Origin of the sequence: Caulobacter sp. (assembly GCF_017744445.1) — a bacterium.
Classification (GTDB): Bacteria; Pseudomonadota; Alphaproteobacteria; order Caulobacterales; family Caulobacteraceae; genus Caulobacter.
In genome coordinates, this window is the sequence record NZ_JAGIBH010000013.1 from 35,700 (window position 1) to 60,008 (window position 24,309).

At 66.8% G+C, this 24,309-nt stretch carries 24 protein-coding genes and 1 pseudogene; 10 read left to right on the forward strand and 15 right to left on the reverse strand.

Annotation, left to right across the window (positions count from 1 at the left end; genetic code table 11):
* Positions 1-37 precede the first annotated feature (37 nt).
* Together J7528_RS18335 and J7528_RS18340 are read right to left on the reverse strand one after the other, a co-directional pair.
* Positions 38-931: a hypothetical protein gene (locus J7528_RS18335; protein WP_291877300.1), complete on the reverse strand. Its 894-nt coding sequence runs from the start codon at positions 929-931 to the stop codon at positions 38-40.
* Between the two features lie 9 nt (positions 932-940).
* Positions 941-1,177 carry a BolA family transcriptional regulator gene (locus J7528_RS18340; protein ID WP_291877303.1) on the reverse strand — a complete coding sequence of 79 codons (237 nt, stop codon included), beginning with the start codon at positions 1,175-1,177 and terminating at the stop codon, positions 941-943.
* 140 nt (positions 1,178-1,317) lie between these two features.
* On the opposite strand from J7528_RS18340, the gene J7528_RS18345 reads away from it, so the two are divergent.
* Positions 1,318-2,247, forward strand: coding sequence for a M20/M25/M40 family metallo-hydrolase (locus tag J7528_RS18345; protein ID WP_291877306.1), 930 nt, complete (start codon positions 1,318-1,320; stop codon positions 2,245-2,247).
* A gap of 119 nt (positions 2,248-2,366) precedes the next feature.
* Positions 2,367-4,163, forward strand: coding sequence for an ATP-binding protein (locus J7528_RS18350; RefSeq protein ID WP_291877521.1), 1,797 nt, complete (start codon positions 2,367-2,369; stop codon positions 4,161-4,163).
* Here the strand turns inward: J7528_RS18350 and J7528_RS18355 are convergent.
* Positions 4,140-4,787 carry a TetR/AcrR family transcriptional regulator gene (locus J7528_RS18355; RefSeq protein WP_291877309.1) on the reverse strand — a complete coding sequence of 216 codons (648 nt, stop codon included), beginning with the start codon at positions 4,785-4,787 and terminating at the stop codon, positions 4,140-4,142. The genes J7528_RS18350 and J7528_RS18355 overlap by 24 nt on opposite strands.
* A gap of 47 nt (positions 4,788-4,834) precedes the next feature.
* On the opposite strand from J7528_RS18355, the gene J7528_RS18360 reads away from it, so the two are divergent.
* Positions 4,835-5,689 carry an oxidoreductase gene (locus J7528_RS18360; protein WP_291877312.1) on the forward strand — a complete coding sequence of 285 codons (855 nt, stop codon included), beginning with the start codon at positions 4,835-4,837 and terminating at the stop codon, positions 5,687-5,689.
* Here J7528_RS18360 and J7528_RS18365 read toward each other — a convergent pair.
* From J7528_RS18365 to J7528_RS18375, 3 genes and pseudogenes are all read right to left on the reverse strand, one after another.
* The gene (locus J7528_RS18365; RefSeq protein ID WP_291877315.1) at positions 5,686-6,033 is read right to left on the reverse strand and encodes a hypothetical protein; all 348 of its coding nucleotides are present in this window, start codon (positions 6,031-6,033) and stop codon (positions 5,686-5,688) included. The genes J7528_RS18360 and J7528_RS18365 overlap by 4 nt on opposite strands.
* A gap of 19 nt (positions 6,034-6,052) precedes the next feature.
* Positions 6,053-8,260 carry a phosphoribosylformylglycinamidine synthase subunit PurL gene (gene purL / locus J7528_RS18370; protein WP_291877318.1) on the reverse strand — a complete coding sequence of 736 codons (2,208 nt, stop codon included), beginning with the start codon at positions 8,258-8,260 and terminating at the stop codon, positions 6,053-6,055.
* A 93-nt stretch (positions 8,261-8,353) separates the two neighbouring features.
* Positions 8,354-8,557 (reverse strand): annotated as a pseudogene (locus tag J7528_RS18375) (hypothetical protein); the annotation flags it as partial.
* A 198-nt stretch (positions 8,558-8,755) separates the two neighbouring features.
* On the opposite strand from J7528_RS18375, the gene J7528_RS18380 reads away from it, so the two are divergent.
* Positions 8,756-9,358 carry a peptidylprolyl isomerase gene (locus tag J7528_RS18380; protein ID WP_291877321.1) on the forward strand — a complete coding sequence of 201 codons (603 nt, stop codon included), beginning with the start codon at positions 8,756-8,758 and terminating at the stop codon, positions 9,356-9,358.
* An 88-nt stretch (positions 9,359-9,446) separates the two neighbouring features.
* Positions 9,447-9,617, forward strand: a complete 171-nt coding sequence (locus J7528_RS18385) for a hypothetical protein (protein ID WP_291877323.1) — start codon at positions 9,447-9,449, stop codon at positions 9,615-9,617.
* 68 nt (positions 9,618-9,685) lie between these two features.
* Here the strand turns inward: J7528_RS18385 and J7528_RS18390 are convergent, their stop codons facing one another.
* Complete coding sequence (locus J7528_RS18390) at positions 9,686-11,629, reverse strand: CocE/NonD family hydrolase (protein ID WP_291877325.1); 1,944 nt, start codon at positions 11,627-11,629, stop codon at positions 9,686-9,688.
* Between the two features lie 172 nt (positions 11,630-11,801).
* Between J7528_RS18390 and J7528_RS18395 the strand changes: the two genes are divergently transcribed.
* On the forward strand, positions 11,802-12,560 hold the full coding sequence (locus J7528_RS18395) for a hypothetical protein (protein ID WP_291877327.1): 759 nt from the start codon (positions 11,802-11,804) through the stop codon (positions 12,558-12,560).
* Between the two features lie 4 nt (positions 12,561-12,564).
* Here J7528_RS18395 and purQ read toward each other — a convergent pair whose 3' ends face one another.
* From purQ to purC, 4 genes are all read right to left on the reverse strand, one after another.
* A complete protein-coding gene (gene purQ, locus J7528_RS18400) occupies positions 12,565-13,227 on the reverse strand; it encodes a phosphoribosylformylglycinamidine synthase subunit PurQ (protein WP_291877329.1) in 663 nt (220 codons plus the stop codon).
* A 56-nt stretch (positions 13,228-13,283) separates the two neighbouring features.
* Positions 13,284-13,769 (reverse strand): DUF3291 domain-containing protein, encoded by a 486-nt coding sequence (locus J7528_RS18405; protein ID WP_291877331.1) that lies wholly within the window; start codon positions 13,767-13,769, stop codon positions 13,284-13,286.
* Positions 13,770-13,858: 89 nt separating this feature from the next.
* Complete coding sequence (purS, locus tag J7528_RS18410) at positions 13,859-14,098, reverse strand: phosphoribosylformylglycinamidine synthase subunit PurS (protein ID WP_291877334.1); 240 nt, start codon at positions 14,096-14,098, stop codon at positions 13,859-13,861.
* 91 nt (positions 14,099-14,189) lie between these two features.
* Positions 14,190-14,948 carry a phosphoribosylaminoimidazolesuccinocarboxamide synthase gene (gene purC, locus J7528_RS18415; protein ID WP_291877337.1) on the reverse strand — a complete coding sequence of 253 codons (759 nt, stop codon included), beginning with the start codon at positions 14,946-14,948 and terminating at the stop codon, positions 14,190-14,192.
* A gap of 374 nt (positions 14,949-15,322) precedes the next feature.
* Here purC and J7528_RS18420 point away from each other — a divergent pair, with 374 nt between their 5' ends.
* Complete coding sequence (locus J7528_RS18420; protein WP_291877339.1) at positions 15,323-15,637, forward strand: DUF1476 domain-containing protein; 315 nt, start codon at positions 15,323-15,325, stop codon at positions 15,635-15,637.
* Positions 15,638-15,703: 66 nt separating this feature from the next.
* Here the strand turns inward: J7528_RS18420 and J7528_RS18425 are convergent, their stop codons facing one another.
* Positions 15,704-17,698, reverse strand: a complete 1,995-nt coding sequence (locus tag J7528_RS18425; protein WP_291877341.1) for a M13 family metallopeptidase — start codon at positions 17,696-17,698, stop codon at positions 15,704-15,706.
* Between the two features lie 196 nt (positions 17,699-17,894).
* On the opposite strand from J7528_RS18425, the gene J7528_RS18430 reads away from it, so the two are divergent.
* The 3 genes from J7528_RS18430 to J7528_RS18440 are packed head-to-tail and all read left to right on the forward strand — an operon-like array spanning position 17,895 to position 20,843.
* Positions 17,895-19,031 carry a Gfo/Idh/MocA family oxidoreductase gene (locus J7528_RS18430; RefSeq protein WP_291877343.1) on the forward strand — a complete coding sequence of 379 codons (1,137 nt, stop codon included), beginning with the start codon at positions 17,895-17,897 and terminating at the stop codon, positions 19,029-19,031.
* Positions 19,032-19,042: 11 nt separating this feature from the next.
* Positions 19,043-20,395, forward strand: coding sequence for a Gfo/Idh/MocA family oxidoreductase (locus tag J7528_RS18435; RefSeq protein ID WP_291877345.1), 1,353 nt, complete (start codon positions 19,043-19,045; stop codon positions 20,393-20,395).
* A 10-nt stretch (positions 20,396-20,405) separates the two neighbouring features.
* Positions 20,406-20,843: a cupin domain-containing protein gene (locus J7528_RS18440; protein ID WP_291877347.1), complete on the forward strand. Its 438-nt coding sequence runs from the start codon at positions 20,406-20,408 to the stop codon at positions 20,841-20,843.
* 11 nt (positions 20,844-20,854) lie between these two features.
* Here J7528_RS18440 and J7528_RS18445 read toward each other — a convergent pair whose 3' ends face one another.
* Genes J7528_RS18445 through J7528_RS18455 form a run of 3 tightly spaced genes read right to left on the reverse strand, consistent with a single transcriptional unit; the run spans position 20,855 to position 24,211 of the window.
* On the reverse strand, positions 20,855-21,340 hold the full coding sequence (locus J7528_RS18445; protein ID WP_291877348.1) for a DNA-deoxyinosine glycosylase: 486 nt from the start codon (positions 21,338-21,340) through the stop codon (positions 20,855-20,857).
* A gap of 4 nt (positions 21,341-21,344) precedes the next feature.
* Positions 21,345-22,655, reverse strand: coding sequence for an adenylosuccinate lyase (gene purB / locus J7528_RS18450; protein WP_291877351.1), 1,311 nt, complete (start codon positions 22,653-22,655; stop codon positions 21,345-21,347).
* Positions 22,656-22,708: 53 nt separating this feature from the next.
* Positions 22,709-24,211 carry an MFS transporter gene (locus J7528_RS18455; protein ID WP_291877353.1) on the reverse strand — a complete coding sequence of 501 codons (1,503 nt, stop codon included), beginning with the start codon at positions 24,209-24,211 and terminating at the stop codon, positions 22,709-22,711.
* Between the last annotated feature and the right edge of the window lie 98 nt (positions 24,212-24,309).

Sequence of the window (24,309 nt, forward strand, 5' to 3'; positions counted from 1 at the left end):
GCGTAAGCCTTTCAGCTAGGCGCCATGGGCCTTCTGGTCAAGTGCGACCCGCTGCCTTCTCGCGTTCCTGGGCCGAGAAGCGGGCCATTTCGATCTGGGCGCAGACGCCGGTGGGCAGGTCGCGCTCGACCACGCCGGCCAGGCGCTCGACCTCGGCGCGGCTGTCGGCGGTGACGCGCACGGTGGCCAGCGAGGGTTCGGTCAGGGCATAGCCCAGGCAGATCTCTTCGGCATTCCAGCCGGGCGTGGAGTGCAGGAAGTCGTAGCCGCCGAAGTCGGCCAGCGGGTCGGTGCGGCGACGCCACAGCGACGGCTTGGGCGCGGCCGCGACACCGCCGCTCTCGCGCAGGGCCTGGGGCCAGAAGTCCTCGCCGATGACCGCGAAGTCATGCTGCGCGGCGTGGCGTATGCGGTGGCGCTCGGCCCAGCCGGATGACAGGTTGAACGGCGAGGAGATGGCCGTGACCAGGCCGCTCTTCATCAGGCGCGGATCGATGTCCCCGCGGCTGGCGATGCCTAAGCCCCGCACCGCACGGCTCTCGTGCAAAAAGCGCAGGCCGGCGTCGAAGACCTGGGGCAGGGCAGGGCCCAGCGGGTCGTTGATGAGGACGAGGTCCAGGTAGGACAGGCCCAGTCCCTCGAAGGCCGAGCCCAGCAGGCTGTCGACGGCCTGCTGGCCCAGCATCGCCGCGTCGCCGCGCACCCGCCAGGTCAGGAACAGCAGGTGGCGCTCGACCGAGGCGAAGGCCTCGCCGGCGCCCTTCAGCAGCTCTGGGCTGTCGCCCTCGACCTGGAAGCTGTTGATGCCGTTCTCCAAGGCCGTGAAGACCAGGGCCCGCCAGTCGTTGGCCCGCAGGCGCGCGCTGTCGGCCAGGCGCAAGGTCAGCGCCGAGATCGCCATGCCAGACGCGCCGAACGGGCGATAGCGCAAGGTCTGCTCCTATTCCGCCGGGGCGGCGGTTTCGAGGGCCAGAGCGTGCAGGGTCCCGCCCAGCACGTCGGCCAGCGCCTTGTTGACCAGCTGGTGCTGGCGCACGCGCGGCAGGCCCTTGAAGGCGGGCGAGACGATGCGGGCTTTCCAGTGGTCATTGTCGCCGGCCAGGTCGGTCAGCACGATCTCGGAATCGGGGAACGCCTGGGTGAGGCGGGCCTCGAGTTCGGCATGGGACATGGGCACGGGCAAGGACTCCTGGAACGTCTAACTGGCCGCGATTCCTTAAGGACGGACGCACGCTGACAGCGTTTGTCATTCCGGGCCACGGCGATCTGTCGGAGATTTAATTGAATTCGCCGCGCGGCGCACGGCATGTAGGCGGAATGATCCGTCTTACCCGCGCTTTGGCGCTGACCGCCGTCCTCGTTTCCATCGCCGCGCCGGCTTTAGCGGGCCCGGGCGACAAGGCCCTGGACGACGTCCGCATCCTGTCGGCCGACGATATGCAGGGCCGCCTGGTTGGCACGCCGGGCTCGGAGAAGGCGCGGACCTACATCCTGTCGCGCTTCGCCGAGATCGGCCTCGTCCCGCTGGGCGACAAGTTCGAGCAGACCTTCGAGTTCGCCAAGCGTGACGGGACCAAGGTCACGGGCACGAACCTGGTGGCCCGCATCAAGGGGACCGAGGCCGGCGGCAAGGCCCTGGTCATCTCGGCTCACTACGACCACCTGGGCGTCCGCGATGGCCAGATCTACAACGGCGCTGACGACAACGCCTCGGGCGTGGCCGGCCTGTTGGCGTTGGCTGAGGCCTTCAAGGCCAAGCCGCCCAAGCATGACGTGATCCTGGCGGTGGTCGACGCCGAGGAGGGCGGCCTGCGCGGCGTCAAGGCCTTCGCGGCCAACCCGCCGGTTCCGCTGTCGACGATCGCCCTGAACATCAATTTCGACATGCTGGCCAAGAACCCGAAGAACGAGCTCTACGCCGCCGGGACTGCTCCGTTCCCGTATCTGAAGCCGATCCTGGTCAAGGTGGCCACGACCGCGCCGGTGACCCTGAAGCTGGGGCACGACACCGACGAGGGCGGTAAGGAGAACAACTGGACCAACCAGTCCGACCACTACGCCTTCGGCGAGAAGGGTGTGCCGTGGATCTATTTCGGGGTCGAGGACCATCCCGAATATCATAGGCCCACGGACGATTTCGCGACCGTGCCGCAGGAGTTCTTCAAGCGCTCGGTGGCGACGGTCGTCATGGCCGCCCAGGCGCTGGAGCGCGACCTGGACGATGTGGCCAAGGCGTCTGGCCGCTAAACCTCTGGCTTCATTGGGTTTCACGGCGCGACGAATTGTCACCCGGCTGGCGGAATGGCCTCACTCCTCCTTAATGTGGCGGGGGCATCGTGATTCCGAAAAGCCGAAGGAGCGCCGCGATCAAGCCCGCCGTCGTGAGAGACCGGATCTTCAAAACCGCGCCGACGGTGGGCCTCATCGTGGCCGCGGCGCTGATCGCCGACTACGTCATCAACGTGCTGGTCATGCGCAATCCGCAGACCTTCACGCCCTTCACGACCCTGATCATCGCCACTGTCGTGGCCACGCCGCTGGCCTACTGGCTGACCAGCCAGAAGATGAAGCTGGAGCAGCTGCGCGACGAACTATCGGCCAGCGTCGAGGCCCAGCAGCGGGCCATCGAGCAGTATCGTGAGGCCGACCGCCTCTATCGGCTGCTGGGCGACAACCTGACCGACCATGTCGCCCTGTGGTCGCCCAAGGGCGAGCGGATCTACAGCTCGCCCAGCATCGAGCGCATCACCGGCTACACCCACGAGGAGTTCATGGCCCTGCCGCCGCAGGCCATGGTCAGCGACGCCGACTTCAAGCGCGTGCAGGGCGTGATCCGCGGCCTGGAAGCCGGCGGCCCGCCGGTGCACGCCGACTACGAATCCGCCCGCAAGGACGGCCGGGTGATCTGGCTGGAGAGTTCCTATTCGCGGCTGGGCGACGGCTCGGACATCCTGCTGGTCACCTCGCGCGACATCACCGAGCGCAAGCAGCTGGAGATCGACATCGCCAAGGCCCTGGAGCTGGCCGAGGCGGCGTCGGCGGCCAAGTCCGACTTCCTGGCCAACATGACCCACGAGCTGCGCACGCCGCTCACCGCCATCATCGGTTTCGCCGAGGTGCTGCGCCGCTCGCGCAACCTGAACAAGACCGCCGCCCGCCAGGTCGGCCATATCCTGGACGCCAGCAACACCCTGCTCAGCGTCGTCAACGACGTGCTGGACTTCTCGCGCCTGGAGGCCGGCGGGCTGGAGCTGGATCCGGGGCCGTTCGACCCGGCGGCCATGGCCTCGTCCTGCGCCGCCCTGGTCGAGGAGCGCGCCGTCGCCAAGGGGCTGAAGGTCGAGGTGCGGGCGGCCAAGGACATCGCGCCGATGAACCTGGACGGGCCGCGCCTGTCGCAGGTGCTGCTGAACTTCCTGTCCAACGCCGTGAAGTTCACCGCCCACGGCGCGATCACCGTGGCCCTGACCCAGACGATCGACGGTGAAGAGGCCGTGCTGCGCGGCGAGGTGATCGACACCGGCATCGGCATCGCAGCCGAGAACCGCGAGGCGATCTTCGACCGCTTCTCGCAGGCCGATGCGGCCGTCTCGCGCCGCTTCGGCGGCACGGGCCTGGGCCTGGCCATCTCGCGCCGGATCATCGAGCGCATGGATGGCCAGATCGGCGTCGACAGCGTCGAAGGGCAGGGCTCGACCTTCTGGTTCGAAGTGCGTGGTCCCTTGGCCGAGCTGCCGGCCCCGGAGGCGGAAGATGTCTCGCCGCTGGACGCCGAGGCTGGGGTGCGCCTGCTGCTGGTCGAGGACAATGCGGTGAACCGCGAGCTTATCCGCACCATGCTGGAGCCGTTCGGCATCGGGGTGGAAACGGCCAATGACGGGGTCGCCGGCATCGAGGCCATGCGCCAGGGCCAGTTCGACCTCGTCCTGATGGACGTGCAGATGCCGGTCATGGACGGCTTGACAGCCACCCGCGAGATCCGGGCCATGGAAGGCGCGCGCGGCGCGGCCACGCCGATCGTCGCCATGACCGCCAACGTCCTGCCCGAACAGATCGCCACCTGCCTGGCTGCCGGCATGGACGACCACCTGGGCAAGCCGATCAACCCTACCAAGCTGCTGGAGACGGTGGCGCGGTGGTCAGGACGGACGCACGCGGCCTAGCGAAGCCCGCAGCGCCTCTCGACGTTCAGGCTTCACGAAACCCAGCAGCAGGGTAGCCGCTACGGCGCGGGCCCGAGCCGCGAGCTCCAGGTTGGCGATCTCACCGGCCGTCCAGAACGACAGCGCGCCCCGGAAAGCCAAAGCCAGATGATCGGGTAAAGCTTGGCTGGCGATATCGGCAAGGCTTGGCTCCAGTCCGTCACCGTCTGCGATCGCCCGGGCCCACAACGCGCGTGACTGGACATAGGCCTGTCCGGCCTCTCCACCCGGCGCGCCGATCGTGCCGATCACCGCGCGGTTCACCTCCGGCGAGGCCAGCATGACGGCGGCGGCGATGTCTACCGCGGCGAGGACGCGGTCTGCGGCATCGCCCTTCGGAGCCGCCTCGTCGAAGCGGGACACCATCGACGCGATACGTTCGGCCGACAGGGCGTGCATGATCGCCGCCTTGCTGCCGAAGTGGTTGAACGGAGTGGCGAAGCTCACCTCGGCGCTGGCGGCCAGCTCTCGCATCGAAAACTCGGCGCGTCCCTCGTGCAGGAGGCGCTCGGCGGCGTCGAGCACGCGCCGACGCATGGCGTCGGCGCGGCTTTTCGCCGGGGCGGGGGGCTTGTCCTCAGTCATTCGAAAAAGTATATCATGATATAAATTTGGATCTACGGAGCCTTGCCATGGGCGAGAACAGCCATTCGAAAACGTTCCTTATCACCGGGGTCAGCTCCGGTCTCGGCAAGGCCTTTGCCGCGGCCGCCCTGGAGGCGGGGCATCGTGTTATCGGGACCGTGCGGCGTGCGGAGGACGGGGCGGCGTTCGCGGCGCGGTATTCCGACCGCGCCTTTCCGCTCTTGCTCGACGTCACGGACTATCCGTCGATCGCATCGGCAGTCCGCGGCGCGGAAGCGCTGGCCGGCCCGGTCGAGGTGCTGGTCAACAACGCCGGCTACGGCCATGAAGGCGCGCTGGAGGAGTCGTCGCTGCAGGATCTCCAGCGTCAATTCGCGGCCAACGTCTTCGGCCCCGTCGCGATGATCAAGGCCGTGCTGCCAGGCATGCGCGAGCGTCGGCGCGGGCACATTATCAACGTGACCTCCATGGGTGGTTTCATCACCATGCCGGGGATCAGTTTCTACTGCGGCAGCAAGTTCGCCCTCGAAGGAATTTCAGAGGCGCTGGGCAAGGAGCTGGCGCCGTTCGGCGTCCACGTGACGGCGCTGGCCCCTGGACAATTCCGTACGGACTGGGCTGGTCGTTCAATGGACCGGACCTCCCGGAGTATCAGCGACTACGACGCCGTCATGGATCCGATCCGCGAGGCCAGACAAGCCAAGAGCGGCCGTCAGCCAGGCGACCCGGACAAGGCGGCGCAGGTGGTGCTGAAGCTTATCGCGCTGGAAAATCCGCCCGTCAGGCTGTTCTTGGGCGAGGATGCCTTGGCGCTCGTTGACCAGAAGCTGACTGCGATGAAAGCCGAGATCGTCGCCTGGGACGCGCTATCGCGGTCCACAGGCTTCGACACGCCGGTCTAGTCGACGCAGATCGCGCCGGTCGACTTGCCGTTCACGACCTTGGCGTAGCAGCCGAACTGGCGGTTGGTTTTCTGGCACTGGCCGGTGACGTCGCCCTGGGCTTCTAGGTTGCCCTCGAGGATGCAGGCGCCTTCGCACTGAGCCTTGTCGGTGCAGGTCTTGCCGGCGTCGGCATAGGGCACGACGCAGGTCGGGATCTGGGCCTTGCCGACGGGCTGGACGCTGCCGCCCTTGGCCGAGCACTGGGCGACCAGGTTGTCCGCCGACGGGGCGGCGGGTTGGGCGGTCGGGGCGCAGGCGCTCAGCATGAGCGCCACGACGGCGGTGAGGGCGAGGATGCGCATGTACTCGTGCTTTCCGGTCTTAGGCCTTGGGGGCGTTCATGTAGCCCGGCAGCCAGGCCTCGTGGGCCGAGCGCAGGGCGTCCAGGGAGACGCTAAACAGGTCCTTTGACGCGAACGTGTCGCCACCGGCGACGCCGGCGACATTGGCGTGGACGCCGGCGTCCTTGGCCGCTTCCAGCACCGCTTCCGGGTCCGGGGTGGCGATCAGGTAGCGCGCCTGGTCCTCGCCCAGCAGGTAGGGGTGAGCGTGGGCGGCGCTGGTGGCGTTCAGGGTGACGCCGACCTTGCTGGCCAGGGCGATGTCGGCCGCGGCGATCAGCAGACCGCCGTCCGACAGGTCGTGGACACCGGCCACCAGGCCCGAGCTGATCAGGCCGCGCACGAAGTCGCCGTTCTTGCGCTCCAGGGCCAGGTCGACCGGCGGCGGGGCGCCGTCCTCGCGGCCCAGGATCTCGCGCAGATAGATCGAGGCGCCCAGTTCGCCGTGTGTCTCGCCGATCAGGACGAGCGTGTCGCCCTCGGCCACAGCGCCGAAGCCGGTGCGCAGGTCGTAGTCTTCCAGCAGGCCGACGGCGCCGACGGTCGGGGTCGGCGGAATGGCGACGCCGTTGGTCTCGTTATAGAGGCTGACGTTCCCCGACACGACCGGGAAGTCCAGCGCGCGGCAGGCCTCGGCCATGCCGTCGGTGGCGCGCACGATCTGGCCCATGGTCTCGGGCTTTTCGGGGCTGCCGAAGTTGAGGTTGTCGGTGATGGCGATCGGCAGGGCGCCGGCGGCCGTCAGGTTGCGCCAGGCCTCGGCGACGGCCTGCTTGCCGCCCTCGTACGGGTCGGCCTGGACGTAGCGCGGGGTGCAGTCGCTGGTCACGGCGATGGCCTTGCCCGTGCCGTGGATGCGCACGATGCCGGCGTCGCAACCCGTGGCGCTGTCTTCCAGCGTGTCGGCCATGACGTGGCGGTCGTACTGCTCCCACAGCCAGCGCTTGGAGGCCATGTCGGGGCAACCGACGATCTTCAGGACCGCTTCGTTCCAGTTGATCGGTGCCGGGATCTTGGCCGGGTCGAGGCGGGCGTCCAGCTTGGGCTGGACCCACGGACGGTCATACAGCGGCGCGTCGTCGAACAGCGGGGCCAGCGGCACGTCGCAAACCGTCTCGCCGTGATGCTTCAGCACCAGGCGGCCGGTGTCGGTGGTGTAGCCGATGACGGCGGCGTCCAGGCCCCACTTCTCGAAGATGGCGTGGCCGTCCTGCTCGCGGCCGGGCTTCAGGACCGCCAGCATGCGCTCCTGGCTTTCCGACAGCATCATCTCGTAGGCCGACATGCCGGTCTCGCGCTGCGGGACCATGTCCATGTTCAGCTCGATGCCGACGCCGCCCTTGCCGGCCATCTCGACCGACGAGGAGGTGAGGCCCGCCGCGCCCATGTCCTGGATGGCGGCGACCGCGCCGGTGGCCATCAGCTCCAGCGTGGCTTCGATCAGCAGCTTCTCGGCGAAGGGGTCGCCGACTTGCACGGTGGGGCGCTTCTCTTCCGAGTCCTCCGAGAACTCGGCCGAGGACATGGTCGCGCCGTGGATGCCGTCACGGCCGGTCTTGGAGCCGAAATAGACGACCGCCAGGCCCGGGCCCGGGGCGGCCGAGTAGAAGATGCTGTCGGCCTTGGCCAGGCCCACGCACATGGCGTTGACCAGGATGTTGCCGTTGTAGCCCTTGTGGAAGTTGGTCTCGCCGGCGACCGTGGGCACGCCCACGCAGTTGCCGTAGCCGGCGATGCCGGCGACCACGCCATCCACCAGGCGCTTGGTCTTGGGGTGGTCCGGCTCGCCGAAGCGCAGGGCGTTCAGCAGCGCGATCGGCCGCGCGCCCATCGTGAAGACGTCGCGCATGATGCCGCCCACGCCCGTCGCCGCGCCCTGATAGGGCTCGATGTACGAGGGGTGGTTGTGGCTTTCCATCTTGAAGATGATCGCGTCGCCGTCGCCGATGTCGATCACGCCGGCGTTCTCGCCCGGACCGCAGATCACGCGCGGCCCGTCGATCGGGAACTTCTTCAGCTGGTTCTTCGACGACTTGTACGAGCAATGCTCGGACCACATCACCGAGAACACGCCCAGCTCGACAAGGTTGGGCTCGCGGCCCAGCCGCTTCAGGACGACGTCATATTCGGCGGGTTTCAGGCCGAACTCGGCGGCCAATTCGGCCATGGGCTTTTGGGGCGTGCTCATGGGCGCGCCTTCTAACCCGGTCGGTCAGATTCCGCTACAGCCTGTCGCGCGCTACATCGCCTTGATGGCGTTCTCCAGGTGCTTCATCCCCAGGGCCATCCACTGGTCGATGACCGCGCCGCCCTTTTCGACGGAGCCCATGCGCGCCGACACGCCGATGACCATGGCCCCGAACAGGGCCAGGATGACGATGATCGTGTTCAGCAACGGATTGATGCCCGAGCGCTTACGGCGTTTGGCCCAGACGGGCACGCCGCTGACATAGGTCTCGGGGAACCGAACTTCGGGGTCGGCCATGTTGGTCTTAACTCTGTGCGTCTTCGAAGGCTCCGCCGATGCCTTCGTGTTTTTCCCTCGGGATAACGTTGATCGACCCGAGACGGGGATTCCACCGATCTCGCGCGGGTGGTGCGGCTTAACCCTAATTCTCTTGTCTAAGGCGAAGCTTTCTCCCGCGAACGGCGCCATGGTGAGGGTATCGTTCCGGAGACCCGCATGAGCCTCGATCGTCGCGCCTTGCTCGCTGCCCTGGCCGCCATCCCATTGACCGGCGCCGGCCGCGACCGGGAGGTGCGGGTGAAGCTGGTCACCGAGAGGGGGAAGATCGTCCTGGCGCTCTATCCCGACCGCTCGCCGATCACCGTGGCCAACTTCCTGGCCTATGCCGACAAGGGGCTGATGAAGGGCGGGACCTTCTACCGGACCGTCTCACCGAAGAACGACAACAACCCGGCCACGATCAGCGTGATCCAGGGTGGGCTAGGCGACGCGGGCGAGCGCCTGCCGCCGATCCCGCTGGAGCCGACGAAGCGCACTGGCATCCGCCACACCGCCGGGGTGATCTCCATGGCCCGCGACACGCCCGGCTCGGCGACCTCGGAGTTCTTCATCTGCCTGGAGGACAGCCCGGCCCTGGACTATGGCGGCGCGCGCAACAAGGACGGCGGCGGCTTCGCGGCCTTCGGCAAGGTGGTCGAGGGCATGGATGTGGTCCGCGCCATCCACGCGGCGGCGACGGTCACGCGGGCCGACGATCCCTACATGAAGGGACAGATGATCGAGAAACCCGTGAAGATTCTTGAGCTTAGCCGGAATTAAGGCGACTCCGCCGTAGGAACGTCGCGAGTCCGCGCCCGTTTTGTCCTCGTGCGCCGAGAGCGTGCGGAGTGAAACAGGAGTAAGCCCGATGGCTGACAACAATCGCAACCCGCAGCAGCAGCAGAACGACCAGCAGCGTCGAGCGCCCGACCAGCAGCAGCAGCAGGGCCAGCCCAGGCAGAACCCGAACGAGCAGGGCCGCAATCCTGGCGGCCAGGCCAACCAGCAGGATGAGAACGCCAGGCGCGGCGATCGCTGACCTGACTGAATTCCTCTCCGTAGATGGGAAGGGCCGGCGGATGGTCACCGCCGGCCCTTTTCGTATGCCTACTTGGCGTCGACCACCGGCAGCTCGATGAAGCTGGCCTCGGGGCCCGCGTGGAACACCCGCTGCGTCGCCTTCACGTAGTCGGCCGGCTTGGCGAAGAAGATGTTCGGCACGAAGGTCTGCGGGTTGCGGTCGTACAGCGGGAACCAGCTGGACTGGACCTGCACCATGATCCGGTGACCCGGCTGGAAGGTGTAGTTCGCGGTCGGCAGGATGAACTGGTACTTCAGCGGCTTGTTGGGCGTCAGGGCCTTGGGCTCGCTGAAGCTCTCGCGATAGCGGCCGCGGAAGATGGTCATGCCCACCGGCAGCTCGTAGCCGCCCAGTTCGGGCTGGCTGGGGACCTCGTCGGGATAGACGTCGATCAGCTTGACCACCCAGTCGCTGTCGCTGCCGCTGGTCGAGGCCGTCAGGTTCACTTTCGGCACGCCCGCGATCTTCATCGGCTCGGTCAGCGGCTCGCTGACATAGGTCAGGACGTCCGGGCGGCCATCGACGGCGCGCTGGTCGGTGACCAGCCACGGCGTCCAGCGGCTGCGGTCGGCGAACTGCATCGGACGCGGGATGTAGGGCACCGGCTTGGCGGGGTCGGAGACATACTCGTCATAGGCCGCCGCGCCCTTCGCCGCCGCCGGAGCCTGGAAGCCCAGGCCGCCATTGGCGCTCAGGTAGAGGTTCTTGGTCGCCTTGCCCGCGCCGGCGCCTTGAGCGCCGCCCTGGGGCCACGACGTGTAGCGGTTCCACTTGTTCTGGCCGGGGTCATAGATCAGCACCGGCGGGGTATCGGCCTTGGGGCCGTCCTTCAGGTACTGGTCGAAGAAGGGCTTCATCACATCGCGGCGGAACTGCAGGGCGGTGTCGCCGTCCCACTTGAACGGACCCAGGTTGTAGCCGTCGTAGTTGACCTGGCTGTGCCGCCAGGGGCCCAGCACCAGGTAGTTCTTGTCGTTGTTCGTGTCCTTGGACTCCAGCGCCGGGTACGAGTGCACCGCGCCCCAGATGTCCTCCTGGTCCCACAGGCCCTGGATCCACATGGTCGGCACCTTGAGCGGCGTCTTTTCCATGGTCTTGTCGAGGGCCTGCTCGCTCCAGAAGCTGTCATAGGCCGTGTGGGCGAACAGCTTCTGGGCCCAGGGCAGCTTGTCCAGGCCGTGGTTCTTGGCGTAGTCGCCGGCCGACCCCTCTCGCAGGAAGTTGGCGTAGTCGTCATAGCCCTGGCGTTGGACGCTCTCGCCAGCGCCGCGTACGCTGGTCTGGCCGGCGAAGTAGTCGAAATTGTTCTGGCGGAAGGCCCCGTGCTGGAACCAGTCGTCGCCCATCCAGCCGTCGACCATCGGGCTCATCGGCGCGGCGACCTTCAGGGCCGGGTGCGGATTGACCAGCGCCATCACGACGGTGAAGCCCTCGTACGAGCTGCCCAGCATGCCGACCTTGCCGTTGGTCTCGGGCACGTTCTTCACCAGCCAGTCGATGGTGTCGTACGCGTCGGTGGAGTGATCGACTTCCGAGCTGTTCAGCGGCCCCTTCAGCGGGCGCGTCATGACGTATTCGCCTTCCGAGCCGTACTTGCCGCGGATGTCCTGGAAGACGCGGATATAGCCGCCGTCGGCCACGAACGGCTCGTCGCCCTGCGGCATGGCCGCGACCATGCGCGGGCTATCGGCGCGGGCGGCGCGCTTGGCGGCGTTGTAGGGCGTGCGGGTCAGCATGATGGGCAGGTTCTTGCCGCCCTTGGGGACCACGATGACGGTGTACAGCTTGGTCCCGTCGCGCATTGGGATCATGACCACGCGCTTTTCGTAGTCGTAGTTGATCTTGGTCTGGGCGTACTTGCCGTCGATATCCGGCGTCATCGAGGTGACTTGCGCGTGAGCGGCGGCGGCGAACGCCGAAAAAGCCACGGCGGCCAGCAGGCCGACGCGCAGCTTGGAAACGAGACTCATGGAATGGCCCTCCTGCAATGGCAGGCACCTTAGGCTCCGGATTCTCGAGCTGCTACACTATAACAGCAGTGGGCAGCCCACTTTTTGATCAGCGCGCGGAAGGCAGGCGCCGGGCTAGCGCTTGAGCGCGACGGGACAGCGTGATCTACCGGGAGGATTATCGGAGGTTGTCTTGCGCCTGCTGCTCGTCCCCGGCCTGCTTGCTCTCGTGATCATCGTTTCAGGCTGCCAACGTGAGCCCGTGCGCGAGGCGTCGGCGGCTCGGCCCGCCAACGCGCATGCGGTGGCGTCTTTCGCCGGTCGAGTCTTCCGAGCCGACTATGGCGATGCCCTCTGCCACCTGACAGCGGAAGATTGGGCTAGGCGCGAGACCGCGTCGCCAGGGCCGACGCCGAAGGCTGCGGAGCCTGGAGTTCTGGCGTCCACCCAAGGCCGGGTGCGACGCGAGAATGGGGTGCTGATCGTCTCCGGCGCGCGGTTCGCCGACAACGATGAGGAGGGCGATGCCTCGGTCGCCTACGCTTATCTGGGACGGTTGCCGGACGCGCGCTTCGACGTGCTGCTGGGCCGCCACTGGGAGTGGATGACCTGGTACCTCGTCGACGCGAAGGGCGCACAGGTCGGTCTGGGCGGTCCGCCCGTGGCCTCTCCAGATGGACGCTCGTTCGCTGCTACGGGTGACGACGTCGAGGGCGAGAGCCTGAACGGCGTCGAGATCGCGACCCATGCGGATGGCGCGTTCAGTCACGCCGAGGTCCAGGCTTTCGCCGCATGCGATCCGCGTTGGATCGACAATGACACCCTCGAGGTGAAGGTCCTGTCAGAGGGGATGCGGGGTGTCGCCGCGACGCCCACAACCAAGCCCTCCGACTGGAAGGCCGCGCGGATCGTGCGGGAGGGCAAGGGCTGGAAGTTGGTCCAACCCGCTTAGAGCGTCAGGCGCTCTGGAAGATGCTGCGGAACAGCACCGCGCCGTCGTCCGAGCCCAGGTCCGGATCGAACGAGCGGTCGGGGTGGGGCATCAGGCCCAGGACGTTGCCGCTTTTGTTGACGATGCCGGCGATGTTGCGGGCCGAGCCGTTGGGGTTTTCCTGGTAGCGGAACACCACCTGGCCTTCGCCTTCGATCCGGTCGAGGGTTTCCTCGTCGGCGAAGTAGTTGCCCTCGCCATTGCCGACGGTCATGACCGCCTGGCGCTGCTCGCCGTAGCCGGCGGTGAAGCGGGTCTGGCCGTTGACGATGTCCAGGCCGATCGGCTTGCAGACGTACTTGAGGCCAGCGTTGCGCAGCAGGGCGCCGGGCAGCAGGCCGACTTCCGTCAGGACCTGGAAGCCGTTGCAGATGCCGACGACGGCGACGCCCTTTTCGGCGGCCGTGACGACTTCCTTCATGACCGGGCTCTGGGCCGCCATGGCGCCGCAGCGCAGGTAGTCGCCGTAGGAGAAGCCACCGGGCAGGACGATCAGGTCCAGGTCGTCCGGCAGGGCCGTCTCCTGGTGCCAGACCATTTCGACACGGGCTCCAGCGGAGCGCTCGATGGCGACCTTGCAGTCACGATCGCAGTTCGAACCGGGGAATACGACGACGGCGGCTTTCATGGCGCGGGCCTGTAGCACCGTTCGTGCGGGATGTCAGTCCCGCACGGCCGGAAACATCACGCGCACTCGTCCAGCTCGGGTTGGACCGGTTCGCCGGTCGGGGGCGGGAAGGGGGTCTTGAAGAGGAAGGCGGCCGGGGTCGGGCCATGGGCCTTGAGCAGGGCCAGCTTTTCCAGGGCTTCTTCCACCGTCGGGACGTGACCCACCGGGACCCACCAGAGGGCCATGGCGTGGTCCATGGGCTCGAAGAATTCCTTGCGGCGGCGCATGATCTCGACGTGACCGCTACGATAGACGTAGGCGCCCAGGGAGGGGATGTCCTCCCAGACCGACAGGTTCGGAATGAACAGGGGATCGCCGTCGATCGCGAGATCAGTGGCGTTGTTGCCGTCGCCCTTCAGTCGCCAGACGAAGCCAGGCGAGGATTCGGCAAGAGCGTTGATGCGGTCGAGGTTGTCCGCGAAGTCCTTGATCATCGGATGGTCGATCGGGGCCCTCAGGCGTCCGACATTGACCTCGGCCAGGTGGAACTTCGCGCTCATCAATCACTCCCTTTGTCTCTTCACCGAACATTGTGTGGCGAAGCTGGGGGCGGAAGAGGGGCGGAGGAAATTCCGCCCCTACATTCGTTTTAGGCGATCTCGATGCGGTAGCTTTCGATGACCGTGTTGGCCAGCAGCTTCTCGCACATGGTCTTGACCTCGGCCTTGGCGGCTTCGGCGTCCGTGGCGTCCAGGTCGAACTCGATCACGCGGCCCACGCGGGCCTCCTTGACCGACGGCCAGCCCAGGCCGTGCAGGGCGTTCTCGACAGCCTTGCCCTGGACGTCGAGCACGCCGGGCTTCAGGAACACGTGGACGGTGGCTTTCACTGACAGTCTCTCCGTAAAAAGGGCCGCCGCATGCGCCCCTCCCGCGCGACGGTCTGCGTCGCGACACCCACCCCGCTGCGGGGTCAGGAACTTAGTGCACGCCGCCCTGAATGACGGTCGGCATTTCCTTCATGATACCCAGGCGGCGGGCCACCTCGGTATAGCTCTCGATGACATTGCCCAGGTCGCGGCGGAAGCGGTCCTTATCCAGCTTCTCGTTGGTCGCCGAGTCCCACAGGCGGCAGCTGTCGGGGCTGATCTCGTCGGCCAGGATGATCCGCGAGAAGTCGCCCTCGTAGATGCGGCCGAACTCGACCTTGAAGTCCACCAGGGTGATGCCGACGCCGCTGAACAGGCCCGACAGATAGTCGTTCACCCGCAGGGCCATGGCCATCATGTCGTCGATCTCCTGGGTGGCGGCCCAGTTGAACGCGGTGATGTGCTCTTCCGAGACCATCGGGTCCCCGAGCTTGTCGTCCTTGTAGTAGAACTCGATGATCGAGCGGGGCAGGGGCTGACCCTCGGTCAGGCCCAGGCGCGTGGCGATCGAGCCGGCGGCGATGTTGCGCACCACGACCTCGAGCGGGACGATCTCGACTTCCTTGATCAGCTGCTCGCGCAGGTTCAGGCGGCGGATGAAGTGGTTCTGGACGCCGATGCCGTTCAGGCGAGTCATGATGTACTCGCTGATACGGTTGTTGATGACGCCCTTGCCTTCCAGGATGGCCTTCTTCTGGGCGTTGAAGGCCGTCGCGTCGTCCTTGAAGTACTGGATCAGGGTGCCGGGTTCGGGGCCCTCGTAGAGGATCTTGGCCTTGCCTTCGTAGATCTTCTTGCGACGGGTCGTCATGGCTCTCGTCGAGGCCCTTCTGAAAGCGCGCGCCCCACCGGGGAAACGAAAAGCGCGCGCGGCGGATAGCTGCGCGCGGCATTCGACTCAAGGCCGCTCACTAAAAAATATCTTACGGAACCTACCCGAATGAGCGCGGCCGCGCAAACAAACCTGGTTGGTTTTGGTCTATGCTGGAGCCGGAAACGTCGCCTGCGGCTTATCCGCCGATTGCGGCGGAGACCGGCAAAGGATATGCAGCCCGCGTAGGAGCATGATCGCTGAAAGCGGACGCCGGTTCCGGCGACCATCATGCTCAAAATGTTTAGAATTATGGCCTGTCGCGGCCGGATGAATTCATCTGGCGGGGACAGGCTGGCGACTTTGGGGCCTTCATGACCACCTTCGACGAACGCGAACAGGCTTTCGAACGCAAGTTCGCGCACGACCAGGAACTGGAATTCAAGGCGACCGCCCGCCGCAACCGCCTGCTGGGCGAGTGGGCGGCCGGCCTGATGGGCCTGGCGACGGTCGAGGAATACGCGCGCGCCGTGGTGAAGTCCGACTTCGAACAGCCGGGCGACGAGGACGTGTTCCGCAAGGTCTTCGAAGACCTGAAGGGCTCGGGCGTCGCCGCCTCGGAAGGCGAAGTCCGCATGAAGATGCAAGAACTGCTGGCCGTGGCTCGCGAGCAGATCAAGGCCGAATAGGCCTTCAGCGCTCATCGCTGAAAAGAACAAGGGCCGCTCCTTAGAGCGGCCCTTTCCTTTTGCGCCCTACCAGATACGCGAGCGCTTCTCCGGCGGCAGATAGAACTTGTCGCCCGGCTTGACCCCGAAGGCCGCGTACCAAGCGTCGACATTGCGCGTCGGGCCGATCACCCGGAAGTTCGACGGCGAGTGGGGATCCGACGCCATCTGCTGCTTCAGCGAATCGTCGCGCGATTTGTCCTGCCAGCTCTGGGCGAAGGCCAGGAAGAAGCGCTGGTCGCCGGTCATGCCGTCGATGGTCGGGGCGGGCTTGCCCTTCAGCGAGGCGTGGTAGGCGTCATAGGCCACCTGCAGACCGGCCAAGTCGGCGATGTTCTCGCCCATGGTCAAGGCCGGGTTGATCTTCATGCCGGGCACGGGCTCATAGGTCCCGTACTGGCTGCCCAGCACCGCCGCCTGCGCCTCGAAGCGCTTGGCGTCCTCGGCGGTCCACCAGTCCCGCAGCTTGCCGGTGTCGTCGATCTTGCGGCCCTGGTCGTCGAAGCCGTGGCTGATCTCATGGCCGATCACCGCGCCGATCGCGCCGTAGTTCACCGCCGCGTCGGCCGCCGGGTCAAAGTACGGAGCCTGCAGGATGCCGGCTGGGAACACTATCTTGTTCTCCAGCCCGCCGTTGTAGGCATTCACCGTCTGCGGGGTCATGCCCCACTTGCCGCTGTCGACCGGCTTGCCCAGGTCGCCCAGGGTGTAGGCCCATTCGAAGGCGCCGCTGCGGCGGACGTTGCCGTACAGGTCGCCTGCGTCGAGCTTCAGGCCCGAATAGTCGCGCCACTTGTCGGGATAGCCGACCATGACCTTCATCTTCGACAGCTTGCTCAGGGCCGCCTGCTTGGTGGCCGGGGCCATCCACGGCGCCTTCTCGATGCGCTCGGCCATGGCGACCTTCAGATTGGCGATCAGCTCGACCATCTGGGCCTTGGAGGAGGGCGGGAAGTACTTGGCGACATAGGTCTGGCCGACCACTTCGCCCAGGCTGCTGTCGACCAGCTGCACGCCGCGCTTCCAGCGGGGACGCAGCTGGGTCTGGCCGCTCAGCACTTTCACATACTCGAACCGGCTGTCGACGAAGCGCTTGGAGAGGTAAGGCGACATCTCCTGCACGCCCTGCACCGTGCGCCAGGCCTTCAGGGTCTCCAGCGGCGTGCTGGCGAACAGCTTGGCGATGTCGCGGACGGCGGTCTTCTCGCCCAGCACCACCTGGCTGCGCCCGGTGATCCCGGCGGCGGCCAGGTAATCCGTCCACGGAACTTCAGGCGCGTAGGCCTTCAGCTCGTCCAGGCTGACCGGGTTGTAGACCTTGTCGATGTCGCGGCGTTCGGCGACCGGCCAGCTGACCTTGGCGATGGCGGTCTCGAAGGCGACGACGTCGGCGGCGGCTTTCGCCGGGTCCGCATAGCCGGCCATCTTCAGCGCCCGCTCGGCGAAGGCGGTATAGGCCGCCAGCTGCGGCTTGAAGCCGTCGGTCAGGTAATAGTCGCGGTCGGGCAGGCCCAGACCCGATTGGCCGATGTAGAGCGTGTTGATCTCGGGGTTCTTGGCGTCCGCATAGATGTCCAGCGAGAACAGGTCGGGGCCGAACCCGCCGTGGGCCTGGCCCATCGCCTTGGCCATCTCGGCCTTGGACGAGACGGCGGCGATCGCGGCCAGGTCGACCTTCAGCGGCGCGTCGTCGACCTGCTCGACCTTGGCCTCGTCGGTGAAGCTCTTGTACAGCGCGCCGATTGGGGTCGAGGCGTCGGCCGTCTCGATCAGGGTGCGCAGCTGGTCCTGCGAGCGGTTGTAGACGTCGTAGCCGACGCCGGCCGAGGCCTGGTCGGCCGGGATGGTCGTCTTCTTCTCCCAGCCGCCGTTGGCGTACTTGTTGAAGTCGTCGCCCGGCTTGATGGCCATGTCGCGAGCCGTCAGGTCAACGCCCCAGGCGCCATACATCGGCTTGTCGGCGGCGAAGGCCGAGCTGGAAAGAGCGACCGCCGAAACGGCGGCCAGCAGGAAGATGCGCATGTGTAGGATCCCAATGCCCCTCAAAGTGCTGGGATGCTGCCCCAAGCGCGGGCCCAGCGCAGATGAATTTCCCGTAATGTGAGATGAAGCCTTCGGTTGAGCGGCTACGACCTAAAAGGGGATTTTCGACCTGGCGTTTTAGTGGTCTGATCACTGCCAATCAGTGGTCAGGCAAGCTGACGCGTGGAGGAAACCGATGAACGATCTCGCAAGTCGCCGAGCCGTGTTGATGGCGGCGGGACTGGGTGGCGCGGCTCTGGCGAGCGGCGCGGCCATCGCTCAGGAGGTCGCCGCGCCGGGGCCGGCCCTGACGGCCAAGCACAAGATCAAGTTCGCGGTGATCGGGCTCGACCACTACCATATCATGAGCATGACCGCGGCCGTGAAGCGGGGCGGCGGCGAGTGCGTCTGGGTCTATGCCTACAACAACGACGCCAAGCAGCTGGCCGACTTCAAGAAGCAGCATGGCGACGTGCCGGTGGCTGCCAGCATCGACCAGATCCTCAACGACAAGTCGGTCCAGCTGGTCGCCGCCGCGCCGATCCCCGACCAGCGCACGCCGCTGGGCCTGAAGGTCATGGCCGCCGGCAAGGACTACCTGGCCGACAAGCCGGGCATCATCACCCTGGAGCAACTGGCCCAGGTGCGCGCGGCGGTGAAGAAGACCGGACGCAAATACGCGATCATGTACTCCGAACGGCTGGAGGTGCCCTCGGCGATCAAGGCCGGCGAGCTGGTGATGGCCGGGGCGATCGGCAAGGTCGTGCAGACGGTCAACCTGGCGCCCCACCGCATCGGCCAGGGGCGTCCGGACTGGTTCTGGGACAAGGCTCGCTACGGCGGCATCCTTACCGACATCGGCTCGCACCAGGCCGACCAGTTCCTGTTCTACACCGGCAGCAAGACCGCCAAGGTCGTGGCCAGCCAAGTCGGCAACATCGCCAATACCGACCACCCCAAGTTCGAGGACTTCGGCGACCTGACCGCCGTGGGCGACGGCGGCACGGGCTATGTGCGGGTCGACTGGTACACGCCCGACGGCCTGGGCGTCTGGGGCGACGGGCGGCTCTTCATCCTCGGGACCGAGGGCTATATCGAGCTGCGCAAGTACATCGATCCCACGGGCCGGCCGGGCGCCAACCACCTGCTGATCGTCGACAAGAAGCAGGCCCGCTACATCGACTGCAGCCAGGTGCAGCTGCCCTTCGGCCCGCAGTTCGTCACCGACATCGTCGAGCGCACCTCGATCGCCCAGGACCAGGAGCAGGCCCTGCTGGCCGCCGAACTGGTTCTGACCGCCCAGAAGAACGCCACCAAGCCGGTGCTGGCTTAAGGGAGATGACGATGAGCAACCTCACGCGTCGCGGTGTTCTGGCCGCCGGCATCGCCTTCCCGACCATCGTGCCCGCCACGGTCTTCGGCCAGAACGCGCCGTCCAACCGCATCAATATCGGCGTCATCGGCGTGGGCCGCATCGCCCGCGGCCACGACATGGCCGAGACCTTCAAGTACGACCACGCCCAGATCCTGGCGGTCTGCGATCTCGACTCCAAGCGCGTCGAGCTGGGCAAGCAGCTGGTCAATGAGACCTACAGCAAGAAGTACGGCCGCGCCTGGGACAGCGCGCGGGGTTATGCCGACTATCACGAGGTGCTGGCGGCCAAGGACCTGGACGCCGTCATCATCGCCACGCCCGACCACCAGCACGCCATCCTGGCCGTGCACGCGGTCAAGGCCGGCAAGGACGTCTATCTGCAGAAGCCGGCCTCGCTGACCATCGCCGAGGGGCGGACCATGGCCGACGCCGTCGCCGCCAGCGGCCGCATCCTGCAGATCGGCTCGCAACAGCGGTCGGACAAGCCCTGGCCGCAGTTCCGCCGCGCCTGCGAACTGGTCCGCAACGGCCGCATCGGCCAGCTCAAGCATGTCGAGGTCGGCCTGCCGGGCGACCCCGCTGGCCCCGAGGCGCCGCAGCAGCCGATCCCGGCCAACCTCAACTACGACGCCTGGCTGGGTTCGACGCCCGAGGCCTACTATACCGAGATGCGTGTCCATCCGCAGGCCGACTTCGGCCGGCCCGGCTGGCTGCGCTGCGAGCAGTTCGGCGCGGGCATGATCACCGGCTGGGGCGCGCACCATGTCGACACCGCCCACTGGGGCATGGACATGGAGCACTCCGGCCCGGTTGAGGTCTGGGGCTCGGCCGAGTTCCCGACCAGCGGCCTGTGGAACGTGCATGGCAAGTTCCTGACCCACGCCCGCTACGCCAACGGCGTGACCATGGACATCTCGGGCGACTTCCCCAACGGGGTGAAGTTCATCGGGACCGAGGGCTGGATCTTCGTGGCCCGCGACGCGGCCGTGACCTCCAGTGACCCCAGCTTCGGCCAGAAGCCGATGCCGGCTCTGGCCGCCAGCAATCCAAAGATCCTGGACAGCGTGATCGGCCCCAATGAGATCCACCTGCGCAAGTCCGAGGAGCAGCACGGCGACTGGCTGACCTCGATCAAGAGCCGTCAACCGCCATCGGCCACCGCCGAGGTCGGTCACCGCTCGTGCTCGACCTGCCTGCTGCACCACGCGGCGATGAAGACCGGCCGCCACTTGAAGTGGGACCCCAAGGCCGAGCGCTTCATCGGCGACGACGCCGCCAACGCCCTGCTCAGCCGCCCGCAGCGCAAGCCGTACACCTTCTAGGACGATGCTCATGATCACCAAACGAGACCTCGCCATCGCCGTTGGCGCGGTGGTGCTGACCCTGGCCGGCGTCGCCGTGGCGCAGGCGCCCAAGCCCGCGCTGCTGGGCCCGTCGGTCTGGCGCTGGGACGAGATCAAGTCCCATCCCACCGACGTCGGCGCCTACGCCCAGATCACGCGCGGCCCGACCGCGACGCTGGATGAGCTGGAGATGCACGTCACGACCCTGAAGCCGGGCCTCAGCTCCCACGCGCCGCACACCCATCCCAACGAGGAGCTGGTGATCATCCGCGAAGGCGAGGTCGAGGTGCTGTCGGGCGGCGTCTGGAAGAAGGTCGGCCCGGGCGGGGTGGTGTTCAATGCGTCGAACAGCCCGCATGCCCTGAAGAACGTGGGAACCACGGACGCGGTCTATCACGTGATCAACTGGAAGAGCCGGGCGCCCTAAAATCCCTCTCTCTAAGAGAGAGGGGTCTTGAGCGCGCTCCACGCTTCGGCCTTCTCCGCGAATGTCATCGCCGCATGGGCCGGTGACGAGGAGGGCAGGGCGATTGTCTTGATGCGCTCGCCGATCAGCCGGCCGCCCAGCTTGGCCGCCGTGCCGCCGTTGAAGGCGACGGCTTGCAGGTTGGGGAGGGCGTCGATCAGCGCCAGCAGGTCATTGGCGGCCGGGTCCTTGATCGCCGCGTCCAGGCTGCCCGGCCGCTCGGCTTCGGCGATGACGTCCCATAGGCCGACGCCGTGGGCCAGCAACGCCGTCAGCCGCGCCTCGTAGGCCAGCGGGATCAGGGGCGTATCGAGCACGCCCTCCATCAGTCGCCAGAAGGCGTTCCTGGGATTGCCGTAGTACTGCGAGACCGCCAGCGAGGCCTCGCCCGGCAGGCTGCCCAGGATCAGGACGCGGGTATTCGCGTCAACGACCGCCGGGAAGCCTGCCTTGCGCAAGACGCTAGGCTTGCTCGCCGAAGACGCGCTTGAAGATCACGTCGACGTTCTTGGTGTGGTAGCCATAGTCGAACAGCTCTTCGAGCACGCTGTCCGACAGCGCCTTGGACACCACCGGATCGGCCTTCAGGAAGTCGATGAATCGGCCTTCGCCGCGCCAGACCTTCATGGCGTTGCCCTGGACGGCGGCGTAGGCGTCCTCGCGCGACACGCCCTCTTGCGTCAGGGCCAGCATGACCCGCTGCGAGAAGACCAGGCCACCCAGCTTGTCCAGGTTCTTGGCCATGTTGTCGGGATAGATGTTGAAGCGCTCGATAACGCCGGCCAGGCGGCGCAGGGCGAAGTCGAGGTGGATGGTGGCGTCGGGGCCGATGCCGCGCTCTACCGACGAGTGGCTGATGTCGCGCTCGTGCCAGAGGGCGACGTTCTCCATCGCTGGCACCACGGCCGAGCGGACCAGACGGGCCAGGCCGGTGAGGTTCTCGGTCAGGATCGGGTTGCGCTTGTGCGGCATGGCCGACGAGCCCTTCTGGCCCGGATCAAACGGCTCTTCGGCTTCCAGAACCTCGGTGCGCTGCAGGTGGCGGATCTCGGTGGCCAGGCGCTCGACTGATGAGGCCACGACGCCCAGGGCCGCGAAATAGGCCGCGTGACGATCGCGCGGGATCACCTGGGTCGAGACCGGCTCGACGGCCAAGCCCATCTTGTCGGCCACGTGCTGTTCGACGCGTGGGTCGACATTGGCGAAGGTGCCGACGGCGCCCGAAATCGCGCAGGTGGCGATCTCGAACTTGGCCATGGCCAGGCGCTCCTTGGCGCGCTGGAACTCGGCGTAGTAGCCGGCCAGCTTCAGGCCGAAGGTGATCGGTTCAGCATGGATGCCGTGGCTGCGACCGACGCAGACCGTCATCTTGTGTTCCATGGCCCGGCGCTTCAGGGCGGCCAGGACCAGGTCGACGTCTTCCAGCAGGAGGTCGGTGGCGCGCGACAGCTGCACGGCGAAGCAGGTGTCCAGCACGTCCGAGCTGGTCATGCCCTGGTGCAGGAAGCGGGCTTCCGGACCGACGATCTCCGACACGTGGGTCAGAAAGGCGATGACGTCGTGCTTGGTGACGCGTTCGATCTCATCGATGCGATCGCTGTCCCAGACCGCGTCGCGGCCCTTTTCCCAGATCGCCTCGGCGGCAAGCTTCGGGATGGTCCCGATCTCGGCCATGGCGTCGGCGGCGTGGGCCTCGATCTCGAACCAGATCTTGTACTTGGTCTGGCTGGACCAGATGGCGGCGGCTTCGGGGCGGGCGTAGCGGCTGATCATGGGCGGGCGTTTCGGCCCGCCCGCCCTCGGAGTCAAGGGAAGAGGCTTATTACTTAAGCCGCCGCGCGCTCCTTCATGTGCTTGACCAGCCCGATGCTGGCCAGGCCGTAGTGCACGCCGGCCCAGGCGTAGAAGCATAGCGAGACGATGATGCCCTGCTGGGTCGACCGGGCCATGGCGCCGGCGCAGGCCTTGGCCAGTTCGGGCGCGGAGCCCTTGGGCGCGAGGCCGCCGGGGCAGGAGGCCGCGAAGCTCTGGGCGCCCGTGTCACCGAACGAACCGGCCAAGGCGTGCAGCATGCCGGTCGTGCCGGGGTTGTTGAAGTTGAACTGCGCCATGTGGTCGATCAGCCAGCCGGTGAACACCGGCCCGCCGCCCAGGGCGATCAGGTTCAGGAAGAAGAACAGCAGGGCCGTGGCGGTGGCCCGGCGGCGCGGCTCTACCGAGTTCTGCACGACGGCGAAGGTCGGGGCCAGGTAGGTGTAGTGGAAGATGCCCGGGACCAGCAGGATCAGGGCCGTGGCCTGCCAGCTCGTCTGCAGATAGGCGGCGATGTAGATCGGCGTGCAGACGATCAGGCCGATGGCCGGGGTCAGGGCGTACCACTTGACGCTCTTCTTGCCGGCCCAGTCGGTCAGGAAGCCGCCGACCAGGGTGCCCAGGCCCGCCGAGAAGCCTCCGATCAGGCCGACGATCAGGCCCACCTGCGCCAGGCCCAGGCCGTAGGTGCGCACGAAATAGGGCGGCACGAACGCGCCCGAGCCGTACGAGCCGAACGAGGCGATGGTCACGCCCAGCACCATGTGCAGCACGGGCCACTTGCCGAACAGCACCTTGGCCACGGCCCACATCTCGGAGAACTCGTTGGCCAGGGAGAAGGCGGGCTTGGGCGCCGGCTCGACGACCAGGTTTTCGGCTTCCAGCGGGCGCTCGACGATCTCGGAATGGCCGCGCGGGGGCTCCTTGATCACCAGCTTGACGATCAGGGCCAGGATCACGCCGGGCAGGCCGACGATAACGAAGGCCACCCGCCAGCTGAACTCCTGGGCCAGCCAGCCGCCGGCCACCGCGCCGAACATGGTGCCCAGCGGGATGCCGAACGAATAGATCGACAGGGCCGAGGCGCGCTTCTTGGGTTCGTAGTAGTCGCTGATCAGCGAGTGGCTGGGCGGCGAGCAGCCGGCCTCGCCGACCCCAACGCCGAAGCGGAACAGGGCCAGCTGGGCGAAGTTGGCGGCCGCGCCGCACAGGGCTGTGAAGCCCGACCAGATGACCAGCGACACCGAGATGATCGTCACCCGGTTCCAGCGCTCGGCCAGGCGGGCGATCGGAATGCCCAGGATCGTGTAGAGCAGGGCGAAGTAGAGGCCGCCCAGCAGGCCCAGCTGGGTGTCGGTCAGCTTCAGGTCGACCTTGATGGCCTGACCGATAGTGGCGATGATCGTCCGGTCGATGAAGTTGAAGGTGTAGGTGGCTAGGAGAAGCCCCAGCACAGCGGCTTTGTAGCCATTGGAATAAAGCGGCCGATCGCCGCCGGACGCACGCGCGTCGGCCATACTGACTCTCTCCCTTCAAACATTTGTTCTAATCTTTGAGGGGGACTGTGACGGAGCGGAAGGCAAAGCGCCAGAGGGGAAATTCACCCTTCTCCCCT

Excerpts from the sequence above, each read along its gene's own strand:
- J7528_RS18345 (WP_291877306.1), top strand. The coding sequence starts at position 1,318 with ATGATCCGTCTTACCCGCGCTTTGGCGCTGACCGCCGTCCTCGTTTCC.
- J7528_RS18355 (WP_291877309.1), bottom strand. The coding sequence starts at position 4,787 with ATGACTGAGGACAAGCCCCCCGCCCCGGCGAAAAGCCGCGCCGACGCC.
- J7528_RS18360 (WP_291877312.1), top strand. The coding sequence starts at position 4,835 with ATGGGCGAGAACAGCCATTCGAAAACGTTCCTTATCACCGGGGTCAGC.
- J7528_RS18365 (WP_291877315.1), bottom strand. The coding sequence starts at position 6,033 with ATGCGCATCCTCGCCCTCACCGCCGTCGTGGCGCTCATGCTGAGCGCC.
- purL (WP_291877318.1), bottom strand. The coding sequence starts at position 8,260 with ATGAGCACGCCCCAAAAGCCCATGGCCGAATTGGCCGCCGAGTTCGGC.
- J7528_RS18380 (WP_291877321.1), top strand. The coding sequence starts at position 8,756 with ATGAGCCTCGATCGTCGCGCCTTGCTCGCTGCCCTGGCCGCCATCCCA.
- J7528_RS18385 (WP_291877323.1), top strand. The coding sequence starts at position 9,447 with ATGGCTGACAACAATCGCAACCCGCAGCAGCAGCAGAACGACCAGCAG.
- J7528_RS18390 (WP_291877325.1), bottom strand. The coding sequence starts at position 11,629 with ATGAGTCTCGTTTCCAAGCTGCGCGTCGGCCTGCTGGCCGCCGTGGCT.
- purQ (WP_291877329.1), bottom strand. The coding sequence starts at position 13,227 with ATGAAAGCCGCCGTCGTCGTATTCCCCGGTTCGAACTGCGATCGTGAC.
- J7528_RS18405 (WP_291877331.1), bottom strand. The coding sequence starts at position 13,769 with ATGAGCGCGAAGTTCCACCTGGCCGAGGTCAATGTCGGACGCCTGAGG.
- purC (WP_291877337.1), bottom strand. The coding sequence starts at position 14,948 with ATGACGACCCGTCGCAAGAAGATCTACGAAGGCAAGGCCAAGATCCTC.
- J7528_RS18420 (WP_291877339.1), top strand. The coding sequence starts at position 15,323 with ATGACCACCTTCGACGAACGCGAACAGGCTTTCGAACGCAAGTTCGCG.
- J7528_RS18425 (WP_291877341.1), bottom strand. The coding sequence starts at position 17,698 with ATGCGCATCTTCCTGCTGGCCGCCGTTTCGGCGGTCGCTCTTTCCAGC.
- J7528_RS18430 (WP_291877343.1), top strand. The coding sequence starts at position 17,895 with ATGAACGATCTCGCAAGTCGCCGAGCCGTGTTGATGGCGGCGGGACTG.
- J7528_RS18435 (WP_291877345.1), top strand. The coding sequence starts at position 19,043 with ATGAGCAACCTCACGCGTCGCGGTGTTCTGGCCGCCGGCATCGCCTTC.
- J7528_RS18440 (WP_291877347.1), top strand. The coding sequence starts at position 20,406 with ATGATCACCAAACGAGACCTCGCCATCGCCGTTGGCGCGGTGGTGCTG.
- purB (WP_291877351.1), bottom strand. The coding sequence starts at position 22,655 with ATGATCAGCCGCTACGCCCGCCCCGAAGCCGCCGCCATCTGGTCCAGC.
- J7528_RS18455 (WP_291877353.1), bottom strand. The coding sequence starts at position 24,211 with ATGGCCGACGCGCGTGCGTCCGGCGGCGATCGGCCGCTTTATTCCAAT.